Below are 12,957 nucleotides of genomic sequence, written 5' to 3' on the forward strand. Positions count from 1 at the left end.
ACCACCGCGAGGTGGTTTTTTACTTACTACAGATAATAAAGACAACACAGACGTTTGCTTTGTGGTTATAAAGCCTTAAGCTTTGGTCGGTATTCTAAAGATTAAGGCATACAATACCGGCACGGCAACCAGCGTTAAGATGGTTGCAAACGCTAAACCGGCCATAATCGTCACGGCCATACTACTAAAAAACGCATCCCAAATCAGCGGTAACATCCCTAAAATCGTGGTAAGTGCCGCTAAAATCACGGGGCGGATCCGACTGACACTCGCCTGAATAATCCCCTGCAATTTATTTGTGGAGTCTGCTATTTGCAGATCAATTTCTTCTACTAATACAATGGCATTTTTCATCAACATGCCTGATAGGCTTAAGAACCCCAATAAGGCCGTAAAACCAAAAGGTAGCCCACTGGCTAATAGCCCAGCCGTTACCCCACAAATCGACATAGGCACAATCAGCCAGATGACTAGCGGCTGTTTCAGGGATCCAAATAGCAGAATGCTGATCACTAACATCACAATAAAACTCAGCGGCAATTGCGCCCCTAAAGACGCTTGCGCATCAGAGGCACTTTCAAATTCCCCGCCCCAGCTTAATTGGTACCCTTCAGGCATGGGTAACTGCGCTATCTGTGTTCTGATCCGCTTTAACGCTTGATCAGCCGTAATAGCGGTGGAGGGTTCAGCTTCCACCGTAAGGGTACGGATCCGATTACGTCGCTGAATTTTTGCCTCTTCATGCTCAGTGTCAAACCCATTTATAACCTGCGTCAGCGGAATATAGGTTTTATCTGTTGTACTCCAAATCATTCGATCGTTTAATCTATCCAAATTAAAACGCTCATTGGCTGGTGGCCTGACGACAATAGGGATCTGCTGTTCTTGTTCACGATAAACGCCACTGCGCACGCCCGTACTGGAAAACGCCAATGTTTGAGCTAAATCGGTACGATTGATACCGGCTACCCGCGCCCGATCTTCATTAAAGTCAGGTACGACGACTAATTCACGCTGCCGCCAATTTTGCCGGATATCGGTAACCCCTTCAGTATTACGCATAATATCGGCCACTTGCTGCCCTAACTGGCGTAAAACGGCCTCATCTGCGCCAGAAATACGCGCCTGCAATTTTGCCCCACTGCCCGGCCCAAACATTAGCTGTTGGGTATAAATTTCGGCATTAGGAAATTGTGGCGGTAACTCATTGCGAATTTTTTGCATTAACGGCGGGATCTGATCACGATGCGCGGTACGAATGATTAGCTGGCCATACGCGGCATTGGGTTGCTCAGGCGCATAGGTCAACATAAAACGACTGGCCCCCCCACCAATAAAACTGCTCACCGATACCACGGATTCATCCGCTAAAATGCGCTGTTCAATTTGCTGAATATCCCGTGCAGTCGCACGAATGTCTGATCCTTGCGGTAAGAAGTAATTCAGATAAAAAATCGGCGTGTTAGAGGCGGGGAAAAATACCTGTTTAACCTGTCCAAACCCTACCACACTGATGACGGTTAGCCCCAATAACAGTCCGAGTGTCGCCACACGATGCCGCAACACAAACAACAGTAAGCCGGCATACTGCTGGTAAAAGCGTCCAGCATAAGGATCCTCTGCCGCACTGTTGGCAGTAACCTTAAATAAGTAATTCCCGAATAGTGGCGTAACGGTAATGGCTAATACCCAACTTAAGACTAACGAGATAGCAATAACGGCGAACAATGAAAATAAGAACTCGCCCGTACTGTCAGGTGATAATCCTATACCCGCAAAGGCCATTATCCCTATCACGGTGGCACCTAATAACGGGATCTGCGTGCGCGTTGCCGCTTCGCCCGCGGCTTTACGCGATGACATACCGCGCTGCATGTTAATTAGCATGGTTTCGGCGACTACAATGGCGTTGTCTACCAACATGCCCATCGCAATAATTAAGGCGCCTAACGAAATCCGCTCCATTTCAATATGCCAGATCCGCATAAAAAATATGGTGCCTAATACCGTCAGTAATAAGGTGCCGCCAACCACGACGCCAACGCGCCAGCCCATGGTTAAACACAGTACTGCAACAACAATAATTACCGAGATCGCTAAATTATAGATAAAATCGTTTATCGCGGTATCAACCACAATATGTTGCTGGTAAATGGGATGCAGCTCAACGCCAAGTGGGATGCGGCTACTTAGTGTTGCGAGATGCGCATCAACGGCCTTGCCAACATCAACAATATTGGCATCGGTTAACCCCGAAATGGCTAACGTAAACGCCGCTTGACCGTTAAAACGAATCAACTGCGACGGGATTTCGGCTTCTTGTCGACTGACCGTAGCCACATCGTAAATACTTAATTGTTCTGTTGAGCCGGCTTTACCAATGCGTAAATTTTCAATGGCGGCAATCGAATCCAGCCCGGGCTTGCTGATCAAACGTACACGCTTATCGCCTACCTGTAACGAGCCAGCCGAGGCAACCGCATTTTCTGCTTGCAAGGTGCCAATAACCAATTCCAATGGCAAACCAATGCCTAATAAGCGATCGTGCGATATTTCTACATAAATGTGTTCTTCCGGCTCCCCTGCGGTTTGCACTTTCGCAACGCCAGGTACGAGTAACATTTCGCGGCGTAAAAACGTCGCCAATTCACGGATCTCACGATCGCTGTAGCCTTCTGCCGTTACCGCATAAAAAATACCAAACACATCACCAAAATCGTCATTAACAATGGGCGCCATTGTGCCAGCAGGTAAACGATGTCGAGCATCGTTCACTTTACGCCTTAGCTCATCCCAAATTTGTGGCATCTGCTTGCCATCATACTTGTCTTGAATTTCGACCCGGATCTCAGATTTGCCCGGCATAGATTTTGACGTAATCCGTTTTAACTGGGAGAGTTGCTGGATAGACGACTCAAGTAACTCGGTGACTTCTGCTTCAACCTCCGTGGCCGTTGCCCCCGGATAATAGGTCACGACAATCGCTTCTTTTAAGGTAAATGCCGGATCTTCTAACCGGCCTATTGTTGCCAGTGCCCAAAGCCCACCAATAAAACAGAGTAAAATTAACAGCCAAGTATTAACTTGCTTTTCAATCGCATAGCTGGCGATTTTCATGGTGGATACTCCTAGTATTTATCAAAAGGCCGCACTTGCTGCCCTTGTTGTAAATGATAAATACCGGCAGATACCACCTTGTCACCGCGCGTTAATCCGGCCAAAATTTCTATCTGCTGCTCACTGATGGTGCCCACCTGCACAGGCACTTTTTCAACTACACTCCCCTCTGGCCGATAAATCCACACACTAAATTGCTCTGGTACAGAATTATCTAGCGCGGAAACGGGTATCAGCACACTGTCTTGTACCACACGCTTTTCAGTGACCACATTGACTGTCATACCTGGCAATAAATTCACCTCAGGTAGCCGAGGCATGGCAAAAGATACCTGATAGGTTTGCGTTAACGGATCCACTTCAGTGGCATGCTCTCGATAGGCTAATGGATAACGATCAACACTGTCGGTTGCCAAACGCACAAACACCGCATAATCACTGCTATCTTGCACTTGGCGCATAATCTGTTCAGGCACATTAATATGTACACGCAGCTCTGAAACATTTTGTACCCGTAAAATCGGGGTGCCCGAGCCAACTGTGGAGTAGCGTTCAATTAAACGACGTGTGACTAAGGCATCAAAAGGCGCGTTTAACTTAGTGTAATTGGCATTTCGCTGTGCATTTTGGATCGCAACGCGCGCAATCTCATAATTCGTTTGTAACTGATCAAAGGCAGACGGTGTCAGAATACCTTGCTCACGCAACGGTTTCGCCCGCTCTAAATCACGCCGAGCTTGCTCTAATTGCACCTCGGCCTGTTGTAACGCTAACTGGTAATCGGTGGGATCGAGTTCGGCAAGCACCTCACCTGCCGGCACAATTTGCCCTTGCTGTACGGGTAACTCACTGACGCGGCCGCCTACCTGAAACGCAAGATCAACCGTACTCACCGCATCAATACGCCCCACAAAATGCCGGCTAGTGGCATGCTCGTCACCATTGACTTCATATAACTTCACCGTCACTAATGGCGGTGTCGTTTGGGTGACGACTGGCTCAGAACATCCCACTAAGGCTAACGTTAAGCTCGTTAAGGTTACAACAAATAAAATGGAGTAAGGCTTCATGTCGTGAGCTCCTGCGCGCGGTTAATCATATACTGTTCCAGTGTGGTTTTTTGCGCTTCACTAAACGGTGAAATAGACAGTAATTCTTGAAAAATTAAGCCCTCACTGGCTAGCATAAGCAGCATTGTTTCTAATTCAGTAGCGGGATCGGAGAGGACCTCGGCAAGTACTTTTTTATTATGCTGTTGAATGGGTTGTAACAAGGTTGGATGCTCAGCCGCCGCGGCAAGAATCGCCATAGCGGTATTCCCTGCGACGGCTTGCGTAAAAACACGACGGGCTTTTAATAACGACACGAGCACAGAAGACTCTGATTCTGCAAGGCTACAGCGATTTTTTTCAGCATCATCAAGCAAATGCTGCACCATGGCGCTAATTAACGCCTCTTTGCTCGGAAAATGATACAACAGGCCGCCTTTACTTAAACCGCTCGCCTTGGCAACCGCATCCAACGTGACTTTACCTGCGCCTTTTTCGGCAGCGATATTCAGTGCAGCTTGCATGATCTGCTGCGCGGTGATTTGTAGTTTTTTCATCATTAGGATTAACGTTGAACCTCAAAACTGTACCGACCAGATGGTACAGTTATTATAGAAGTGTTTTTCTCTTACGCAAGCTCGCGAAGAAAAAATGCGTTAGGATACAAGCTACGTTTACCGTGTTATTGCTAATAGGTTTTTTAGCCAAATACACCATTATGTGGTCATATTATTACTAGAGTATTAAAAAACTTTACTGCTAAAAACCTAAAAATACGGTAAAACATATACTTACGTTTTGGCATACTTTTCGCTTCACACTTTTCACTTACAGATAAGTCATCAAACGTATTTAACAAAAAAACTTACCGCTACATCGCAACACAAATATCGCGAAATGCAGGTAGTTGTAAGTGATAAACATCCCATAGCAAGGAACGAGCATGAGCGTATTACGATTAATTTTTAATGTGTTTTGGTTTATTTTGGGCGGCTTTGTCATGGGGCTAGCGTGGTGGGTTATTGGACTTATTTGTTTTGTGAGCATCATCGGCATCCCGTTTGGCCGGGCATGCTTTGTGATGGGCGAATTGGCGTTTTGGCCCTTTGGTCAAGATATCATTAATCGACGTTATGTCACGAAACAGACAGATATTGGAACGGGTGCGTTCGGCACGTTAGGCAATATTATTTGGTTTGTGTTATTTGGTATTTGGCTGGCAATTGGCCATTTATTGCATGCCATAGTGTGCTTTTTAACTATCATCGGTATTCCTTTTGGATTACAACATTTAAAAATGGCCGGATTAGCCATAGCTCCCATTGGCAAAACCGTGGTTAGCAAACAGCGTTTTGTCTAGCGATGATCCTTTATGCTCAGTAATGCGTAAGTTGCAAAAATATTGAGGTTACGCATGCTGCATCTTTTAGGTTACTCAGGACTACTGCCTTTTATTTTACTGCCGTTATGCAGTTTAATCTGGCCATTACTTGCTCCCGCGCAGGCCTTATTGCTATTTCAATTCTATAGCTGCTTAATTCTGGGGTTTATGGCCGGCGTGTTATGGCCGGTACTTTATAAAACGTCGCAGCCTGATGTTCGTGCGCTCTGGGCTGTCAGTTTTCCAGTATTAGCCATTATCGGTATTGCGTTATTACCCGCTTATGTCTTGATTCTGTTGGCAGTGCTGTTTGTTGCGCTTCGAGCTTATGAATACCTTTCCGATATTAATGCGCTTTACGCTAAACCCTATCAGCGTTTACGTAATCATCTCACCGTGGTAGTGGTTTTGTGCCATCTTCTGTTTTATGTAGGGTATGCTTATGTCTAATGCAATTAAGCTTTTTTATGATGGCAGCTGTAAATTATGCCGCCACGAGATCAATTACTTGGCGCCTAAACTGCAAAACAAACTGCTTTTGGTGGATATAAGCGCAGCAGACTTTATGGAATACCAAGGGGTACCCAAACAGGCGATGCTGGAGCAAATTCATCTGTGGGATGGCTCGCGTTTTATTATTGGCCTTGCCGCCACACTTTACTATTGGCGTTTGGCTGGCATGCGTTTTTTACCTTGGCTATTAAGCTTGCCATTGATTAATACCCTGGCCAATAAAGCCTATTTGTACTGGGCGCGCAAGCGCCTGCGCTGTACTGATGATCACTGCGAGCTTCCGAAGTAATGCGCCGCTCTCGTCCTCGTCTTCGTAGTAATGCACAACAACAAACGGATGAGCAATTGCTGCGTTTACATCAATGTATTGCCGATAAATTACTGGCTAATCCGCAGCTTGTACCGGCGTTATTAGAAAAACTTGAGTTGCGCTATCAAACCGGTTTAATCAAACACTGGGGCTACATACGCTGGTACAGTATGTTAACGCAATTAGATGACGCTGTTTTATTTCGCAAAGCCTTATTAGAAGACAGCGACATTATGCGCCGATTGCGACGTAAAACCTTACTCACCGGCATTTTAACTGAGGACGAACGCCATACTGCGTTATATGAAGCCACATCAGCGATGACTGAGTCGCCGTTGCTGCCATAAAAGATATAATCCGCAAAGCATAATAACACTGGAGCCGATAATGACACTGCTACCGGGGTATTGCTGCCAAACCACAATATCAAAGCCAATTCCCCATAGCAGTGCCGTGTATTCAAACGGCGCAACAACGGCAGCCGGTGCGATCCGAAACGCCTCAGTAATGGTGATTTGCCCCAAAAATCCGCAAACCCCCACGATCAGATAAATGGGCCACAACGCTTGCTGTATAGGTTGCCACTGTGGCAAGGCTAACACACCAGCGCCTAAAGTTAACAATGTCATTAGCCAAAAGACCATATTGCCGGCACTGTCGGTCCGGGCAAGCACACGTACAGTAATGGCCGACACTGAATAACAGAAAGCCGCTAATAAAGCCGCCAACGCACCAAGACTAAACCAGCGTTCGGCATCAGGTTTTAGCATATACAGTATGGCGGCAAAACCAATGACCAATACAACATAGTGCCTAGGCGCGACATATTCTTTTAAAAACCATGCTGAGAGCAGCGTTATAATAAAAGGTGCAGCAAAAAAGATGGCATAGGCATCTGCTAGGCCCAAGGTTTGTAAACTAAAGACGAAGGCCCATAACATGGTGATGCCCAATACTGCACGCAACAGGTGTAGCGACCAACGCGCCTGCAACAAATGGGTAAACTGTGCCGTACGCCATAACCACAACACAACAAAAGGCCAAGCAAAAGCGCCACGTAAACACGCTATTTGCATCGGGCTATGGTGTGGGGTTAGCGCTTTCATACCCGCATCCATAGCCGCAAAAAATGCCACCGCCAATACCATAGCAATGATCCCGCGAAGCGGGCGATCAGATGAGATTACAGAGATCAAAGGAATGCCTTTACTAGGAGCAACAACCAAGATGAAGATGATAAGTATAGCAAGTTGCTAGTGCCACTGCAGTAGGCTAATAAGTCATTATACTAATATACAAGCGCCGTTTAGAAAAAAACGGAAGAACCTAACTAGGGCGTGTTGACTTAATACTACTTAAACGACGATGTTTTAAAACACATTACGCACTAAGAGCAGCGTTTTAAAGATGTGTTTTCTACCATAAAACCCTTTTCTGCTAACCAATTAAATGCCGATTGCTCCTCTGAATACATACGCCGCTCAAACGTTAGGGTTTTATCGATGATCATTTTGTCTAATTGATAGCGTTTGACACTATGCGGACAATACACTTGCGCGGTTAACACTAAGCCGTTATGCAAGCACCAAGTAACCAGATTTTGTATTATGGGTTCTATATCGGGCGTACCCAGCTGCCAATCGTCTAAATAAACAATATGAGCCCAACGTTGTCCTTTAAATTCGGCGGCCACGGCTTTAAATGCCTTACAGTAATCTTCAGCAACATAGTGATCCCAACTACCTGTTACACAGGCTAAGAGAACATTGTTTTCTGACCAAATTTGAAAGCGGTTTAAGATCATCATGGCACACTCCGCGATTTATCCACTAAAAGCATAGCAGCAATAATGAATAGCCGCGAAGTAAGCCGCAGTATTTAATACTTATGGGTTCAGTTTATAAATGACATTAATACTTTTTTGCAGGGTGATCTGCTTGGGCGCCAACAATGCACCGGCCATACCACTATCCGCAGACATCTTTTCCATTCGGCCAAAACTCACCTGACCGCCTGTAAAGCCATAGTCACTGGCGAGGCTAGCAAAACTCCCGCTTTCGGTGATGGCATAAACGGTGCTTAGTTTCACGCCTTGCGCAGCCGCCAACATCGCGGCACGTTGCTTGGCGTTAGCACCCGCTTTTTCACTCAATGTCATTTCAAATTGTTCGCGCTGGCTATGATCAAAACTACTGTGGATGGAGAATATCTGCGGTTGGGTAAACAAATAATCCATAATGGCAACGTAATGTTCAAGATCATCCAGTGTTAAAACAATAGGCTGGCTGGCTTCATAGCCAGTAATTGTTCTATCCTGATAATCTTTAAATTGAGCTTCTTTGTTAATTTGCGCCGCATCCAAAGCTTGCTCGGTTAGGCCTTTGCTTTTTAAAAAAGTGAGTAACGATGCACCTTGCTGATAAACGCCGCGTGTTGCCTGCTCCGCGGTTGCGCCTGTTTGGCGTAATTGAAAATGAATTTGCGCTTTATCAGGTACAACGTCTATGGTCGCTTGCCCCGTTACATTGATAAACGGAAAGTCTGGTAAGGGGCTGGCCGCCACCATCCCTGAAATCAGTAATGCTATTGCCGTGGTTAATCTTAACATTATGGTTATTCCTAATACGTGGGGTATAGTGCTATTAAAGGGCTACTCGCCTTTACATTAGCTGAATAAGAATAAGGATTTTTATGTTTTTGCGCACACCACCCCTTACTGCTGCCCTGCTCAGTCTGGCACTGCTTTACAGCGCAAGTGCCGCTACCCATGCAAAAGAGAATGCAATTGCCAGTGCAAAAGAAAGCATCGCTAGCAGCGAAAAAGACAGCACAGCCAGTAGTGCGAAAAAGAGTATCGCTAGCGATAGTTATACTTACGCCAATTTGCACGATGTGCGTGTTAGCCATGTTTATCTTGATCTTACTGTCGACTTTGCCAATAACGCCCTCACAGGATTTGCAGACTTAACCCTAGATTGGCAACAACAAGATGCCGACACGATACTGTTAGATACGCGCGATTTAACCATTAAACAGGTGTATGCCCGCCGCGTCGACGGCCAATGGCGAAAGGTGTCTTTTGAACTGGCAGAACGCCATGCAGTTCTGGGCAGTAAATTGACCATTAAACCGGGCTTTCAAACTCAAACATTACGCATTCACTATCAATCTCAGCCGCAAGCCTCTGGCTTACAGTGGCTGACTAAAGAACAAACTGCCAGTAAAAACCAGCCCTTTATGTTTAGTCAAAATCAGGCAATTCATGCCAGAAGTTGGATCCCAATTCAGGATAGCCCGGCCGTCCGCCTTACGTATAGTGCCCGTATTCAAACCGATAAAGACGTATTAGCGGTAATGAGTGCGCCCACTGAACCTGGCACAGCGCGCACCGGTGATTATCGCTTTACCATGCCGCACGCGATACCGCCCTATTTGCTGGCTATTGCCGTTGGCGATTTAGAATTTAAAGCAATGAGTGCGCAAACCGGTGTTTATGCCGAGCCTTATATTTTGGAGGCGGCAGCCAAGGAGTTTGCCAGTACCCAGCAAATGATTGATGTTACCGAACCGCTGTATGGTGATTATCGTTGGGGCCGCTATGATTTACTGATTTTACCGCCAAGTTTCCCCTTTGGCGGTATGGAAAATCCGGTATTGTCCTTTATTACGCCCACAGTAATTGCCGGCGATGGCAGCCTGGTTAATTTAATTGCCCACGAGCTAGCCCATTCTTGGTCGGGCAATTTAGTCACTAACGCGACCTGGCAAGATTTGTGGTTAAACGAAGGTTTTACCTCCTATGTCGAAAACCGCATTATGGAGCAGGTGTTTGGGGTGGATCGCGCCATTATGGAGCAAGCGTTGTCGGTACAAGATCTTAAACAAGAACTGCAAAGCATAGACGCCGATGATAGCCGCTTATTTCTGGATTTAAAAGGCCGCGATCCTGACGATGCCTTTAGCGGTGTGCCCTATACCAAGGGCCAGTTATTCTTAATGTTTCTGGAAAAACGCTTTGGCCGTGAGGTGTTTGATCCTTTTGTAAAAAAATACTTCGATGATCATTCCTTTAAAAGTATTACCACCGCAGAGTTTGAGCGCTATTTAGCCGCAAACTTACTCGACCAACATCCTGGCAAAGTCAGCAGCGAAGAAGTCAACGAATGGATCCATGGCCGTGGCTTGCCTGCTTCTTCGCCTAACCCGCAATCAGATGCATTTTTAAGGGTGCAGCAACATAGCAATGCCTGGCTCTCTGGGTTAAGTACGCTGAGCGAGCTGCCAACCACAGCGTGGACAGTACATGAGTGGCTATTTTTTCTTAACAACTTGCCGTTAAACATTACGCCAACCCAATTACAGCAGTTAGATCAGGCGTTTAATTTAACCCACTCTAGTAATAGCGAAATCGCCCATGCTTGGTATTTGTTGGCGCTAAAAACTGGCTATCGTCAGGTATTACCGGCGCTGGAACAGTACTTAATCAGCATTGGTCGGCGTAAGCTGATCTTGCCATTATATCGCCAGCTAGCCAGCACCCCAGAAGGCTTGGCGTTTGCCCGCAAGGTGTATCAACAAGCCCGCCCTGGCTATCATCCGTTAGCCCAAGGCAGTGTGGATGAGATGCTAAAAGCAGATTAAACAATAACGGTTAATAAGCCACCCACCATGGCGCCCGCCAGCACTAATTGCCAAGCTGGCCGGCGCCAGAATTGCAGCGCGATAAATCCGATAAGCGCTAATGCCAAATCGACCGGACCAAAAATACTGCTTAGCCAAATCGGCTGATACAGTGCCGCCAATAAAATACCGGTAACACTGGCCCCGACCCCAGCCATTAACCGGTTAATCTTGGCTGAACTGCGTAATTTCTGCCAATACGGTAGCACTGCCGCCAAGACTAAAAACGACGGTAGAAAAATAGCTAAAAGCGCTAATACTCCGCCAGTTATACCCGTTATAGACCCATTGGCAGAAGCCCCTAAAAACGCAGCAAAGGTAAAAAGTGGTCCTGGCACAGCTTGCGCTGCAGCATAACCCGCTAAAAAAGTATCAGCATCCACTAACCCACTTGGCACCACTTCAGCTTGCAGCAAGGGCAGCACCACATGACCGCCACCAAATACCAAGGCGCCAGCACGATAAAAGGTATCAAAGAGTTGTAGCGCTGCAACAGGATAAAGCTGGCTGAACAGGGGTAAACCAAACAACAACAATAAAAATATCAGGCCAAAGATGTTAGCGGTAGTGAAGGAAAATTTAACGGGTAGATGACTACCGCTCGATGCAGATTCTGGCGCTAAATACAGATACCCCAGCAGCGCTCCTAACAAAATAACCGTAGGCTGCAGCCAAACCATCGGCAGCAGTAAAATCAGCACCGCACTTAGCGTCATAATGCTGACTTTGGCCGGCGTATTACATAGCGTTTTGGCCATACCCCATACCGCATGCGCTACCACCGCAACCGCCACCAGCTTTAGGCCATGTAACACGCCTTGGGTTAATGCACTTTGCAGTAACGGTAGGCTTAAGCTAAACAAAATCAAGAGCAGTGCAGATGGCAGAGTAAAGCCTAACCAGGCCGCTAACGCACCGCGATAATGGCCACGCAATAAGCCAATCGCTAAACCAACCTGGCTACTAGCCGGGCCTGGCAAGAATTGGCACAGTGCAACCAATTCAGCATAATCACGCTCTGAGAGCCATTTGCGTTTTTCCACAAACTCGGTACGAAAGTACCCCAGATGTGCTACCGGGCCACCGAAGGAGGTCAGGCCAAGCACTAAAAATATTCGGAATAAACTCCAGAAGCTGCTGTGTGGTGTCTCGGTCATAGGGTTAATCGCTATTTTCTCGTTTAATACTGTTGGCTCTTTGTGATCGTCTTGATCTGAGCATCCGGCGGCTAAACGCACCTAACAACTCAGTGCCGTTGCGCTTATCTTTTCGTTGCTAATACTTAAAGTTACGCAGGTTCAAGATTGGCGCATCCGGTGGCTAAACGCGCCGTACAACTTTGCCGAGGGACGCCGTGAACCCATCCATGGGGGCTGTTATAAACTTCATCCTGAAGTTTACCCTGCGGGCCAGCGCAAGCGCTGTTCAAATTCGTTCCCGACGAATTTGTGTTTTTCATCCATGAAAAACACGCCCTCGGTCAAAGTGTACTATGCATTTACCACCTCGTTCGATTCTTGTGCATACACAAGTGCACTTCTAGCCTGTTGCAATGCTCTAGTATTGAGCATAATGCGAGCTACCAAATAACACCTGTACAGCCAGGCAGCGAGCCGATATTGCTAAACAAAGCGTGTCCGGCATGGATGCCGGACAGGAGCTTACAAGGACGTATTTACAGCGTCTTTGTGTGCAATATCGGCTGCAAGCAGCCTGGCGTTTCGATTTAACCTATCTATTAGAACGCCTCGTCTACCAGGTGAAAAAACTCTCCAAGGGCTTTGCGCCGATTTTGAATCCGCTGTTACTTAAAGTTACGCAGGTTTGAGATTAGCGCATCCGGTGGCTAAACGCGCCGTACAACTTTGTCGGGACACGCTGTGAATACCTCCCTGTACGCTCTTGTT

General features: G+C 46.7%; 13 protein-coding genes. 6 read left to right on the forward strand and 7 right to left on the reverse strand.

What is annotated here, in order from left to right:
- Nucleotides 1-75: 75 nt before the first annotated feature.
- From IE070_RS00690 to IE070_RS00700, 3 genes are read right to left on the reverse strand one after another with little or no spacing between them, the layout of a single operon-like run.
- Complete coding sequence (locus IE070_RS00690) at nucleotides 76-3,117, reverse strand: efflux RND transporter permease subunit (RefSeq protein WP_189479436.1); 3,042 nt, start codon at nucleotides 3,115-3,117, stop codon at nucleotides 76-78.
- An 11-nt stretch (nucleotides 3,118-3,128) separates the two neighbouring features.
- Nucleotides 3,129-4,187 carry an efflux RND transporter periplasmic adaptor subunit gene (locus tag IE070_RS00695; RefSeq protein WP_189479439.1) on the reverse strand — a complete coding sequence of 353 codons (1,059 nt, stop codon included), beginning with the start codon at nucleotides 4,185-4,187 and terminating at the stop codon, nucleotides 3,129-3,131.
- The gene (locus IE070_RS00700) at nucleotides 4,184-4,726 is read right to left on the reverse strand and encodes a TetR/AcrR family transcriptional regulator (RefSeq protein WP_189479441.1); all 543 of its coding nucleotides are present in this window, start codon (nucleotides 4,724-4,726) and stop codon (nucleotides 4,184-4,186) included. The genes IE070_RS00695 and IE070_RS00700 overlap by 4 nt, the downstream gene beginning before the upstream one ends.
- A gap of 383 nt (nucleotides 4,727-5,109) precedes the next feature.
- Between IE070_RS00700 and IE070_RS00705 the strand changes: the two genes are divergently transcribed.
- From IE070_RS00705 to IE070_RS00720, 4 genes are read left to right on the forward strand one after another with little or no spacing between them, the layout of a single operon-like run.
- Complete coding sequence (locus IE070_RS00705) at nucleotides 5,110-5,526, forward strand: YccF domain-containing protein (protein ID WP_189479443.1); 417 nt, start codon at nucleotides 5,110-5,112, stop codon at nucleotides 5,524-5,526.
- 54 nt (nucleotides 5,527-5,580) lie between these two features.
- A complete protein-coding gene (locus IE070_RS00710; RefSeq protein ID WP_189479445.1) occupies nucleotides 5,581-5,997 on the forward strand; it encodes a DUF3429 domain-containing protein in 417 nt (138 codons plus the stop codon).
- The gene (locus tag IE070_RS00715) at nucleotides 5,990-6,349 is read left to right on the forward strand and encodes a thiol-disulfide oxidoreductase DCC family protein (protein WP_229796876.1); all 360 of its coding nucleotides are present in this window, start codon (nucleotides 5,990-5,992) and stop codon (nucleotides 6,347-6,349) included. The genes IE070_RS00710 and IE070_RS00715 overlap by 8 nt, the downstream gene beginning before the upstream one ends.
- Nucleotides 6,349-6,717: a hypothetical protein gene (locus tag IE070_RS00720; RefSeq protein ID WP_189479448.1), complete on the forward strand. Its 369-nt coding sequence runs from the start codon at nucleotides 6,349-6,351 to the stop codon at nucleotides 6,715-6,717. The genes IE070_RS00715 and IE070_RS00720 overlap by 1 nt, the downstream gene beginning before the upstream one ends.
- Here the strand turns inward: IE070_RS00720 and IE070_RS00725 are convergent.
- The 3 genes from IE070_RS00725 to IE070_RS00735 form a co-directional block, all read right to left on the reverse strand.
- Entirely contained in the window at nucleotides 6,685-7,566 is an 882-nt protein-coding gene (locus tag IE070_RS00725) for a DMT family transporter (RefSeq protein WP_229796877.1), read from the reverse strand. The genes IE070_RS00720 and IE070_RS00725 overlap by 33 nt on opposite strands.
- A 191-nt stretch (nucleotides 7,567-7,757) precedes the next feature.
- Nucleotides 7,758-8,177, reverse strand: coding sequence for a hypothetical protein (locus IE070_RS00730; protein ID WP_189479450.1), 420 nt, complete (start codon nucleotides 8,175-8,177; stop codon nucleotides 7,758-7,760).
- Between the two features lie 78 nt (nucleotides 8,178-8,255).
- On the reverse strand, nucleotides 8,256-8,978 hold the full coding sequence (locus IE070_RS00735; protein WP_189479452.1) for an SIMPL domain-containing protein: 723 nt from the start codon (nucleotides 8,976-8,978) through the stop codon (nucleotides 8,256-8,258).
- An 83-nt stretch (nucleotides 8,979-9,061) separates the two neighbouring features.
- Between IE070_RS00735 and IE070_RS00740 the strand changes: the two genes are divergently transcribed.
- Complete coding sequence (locus tag IE070_RS00740; protein ID WP_189479454.1) at nucleotides 9,062-11,011, forward strand: M1 family metallopeptidase; 1,950 nt, start codon at nucleotides 9,062-9,064, stop codon at nucleotides 11,009-11,011.
- Here the strand turns inward: IE070_RS00740 and chrA are convergent.
- Nucleotides 11,008-12,288, reverse strand: a complete 1,281-nt coding sequence (chrA, locus tag IE070_RS00745) for a chromate efflux transporter (RefSeq protein WP_229796878.1) — start codon at nucleotides 12,286-12,288, stop codon at nucleotides 11,008-11,010. The two genes, IE070_RS00740 and chrA, sit on opposite strands and share 4 nt — an antisense overlap.
- A gap of 404 nt (nucleotides 12,289-12,692) precedes the next feature.
- Between chrA and IE070_RS00750 the strand changes: the two genes are divergently transcribed.
- Nucleotides 12,693-12,878, forward strand: coding sequence for a hypothetical protein (locus tag IE070_RS00750; RefSeq protein ID WP_189479455.1), 186 nt, complete (start codon nucleotides 12,693-12,695; stop codon nucleotides 12,876-12,878).
- Nucleotides 12,879-12,957 lie beyond the last annotated feature (79 nt).

This window comes from Alishewanella tabrizica, from assembly GCF_014652375.1.
In the GTDB taxonomy this organism is placed as follows: domain Bacteria; phylum Pseudomonadota; class Gammaproteobacteria; order Enterobacterales; family Alteromonadaceae; genus Alishewanella; species Alishewanella tabrizica.

Excerpts from the sequence above, each read along its gene's own strand:
- IE070_RS00690 (WP_189479436.1), bottom strand. The coding sequence starts at position 3,117 with ATGAAAATCGCCAGCTATGCGATTGAAAAGCAAGTTAATACTTGGCTG.
- IE070_RS00695 (WP_189479439.1), bottom strand. The coding sequence starts at position 4,187 with ATGAAGCCTTACTCCATTTTATTTGTTGTAACCTTAACGAGCTTAACG.
- IE070_RS00700 (WP_189479441.1), bottom strand. The coding sequence starts at position 4,726 with ATGATGAAAAAACTACAAATCACCGCGCAGCAGATCATGCAAGCTGCA.
- IE070_RS00705 (WP_189479443.1), top strand. The coding sequence starts at position 5,110 with ATGAGCGTATTACGATTAATTTTTAATGTGTTTTGGTTTATTTTGGGC.
- IE070_RS00710 (WP_189479445.1), top strand. The coding sequence starts at position 5,581 with ATGCTGCATCTTTTAGGTTACTCAGGACTACTGCCTTTTATTTTACTG.
- IE070_RS00715 (WP_229796876.1), top strand. The coding sequence starts at position 5,990 with ATGTCTAATGCAATTAAGCTTTTTTATGATGGCAGCTGTAAATTATGC.
- IE070_RS00720 (WP_189479448.1), top strand. The coding sequence starts at position 6,349 with ATGCGCCGCTCTCGTCCTCGTCTTCGTAGTAATGCACAACAACAAACG.
- IE070_RS00730 (WP_189479450.1), bottom strand. The coding sequence starts at position 8,177 with ATGATGATCTTAAACCGCTTTCAAATTTGGTCAGAAAACAATGTTCTC.
- IE070_RS00735 (WP_189479452.1), bottom strand. The coding sequence starts at position 8,978 with ATGTTAAGATTAACCACGGCAATAGCATTACTGATTTCAGGGATGGTG.
- IE070_RS00740 (WP_189479454.1), top strand. The coding sequence starts at position 9,062 with ATGTTTTTGCGCACACCACCCCTTACTGCTGCCCTGCTCAGTCTGGCA.
- IE070_RS00750 (WP_189479455.1), top strand. The coding sequence starts at position 12,693 with ATGGATGCCGGACAGGAGCTTACAAGGACGTATTTACAGCGTCTTTGT.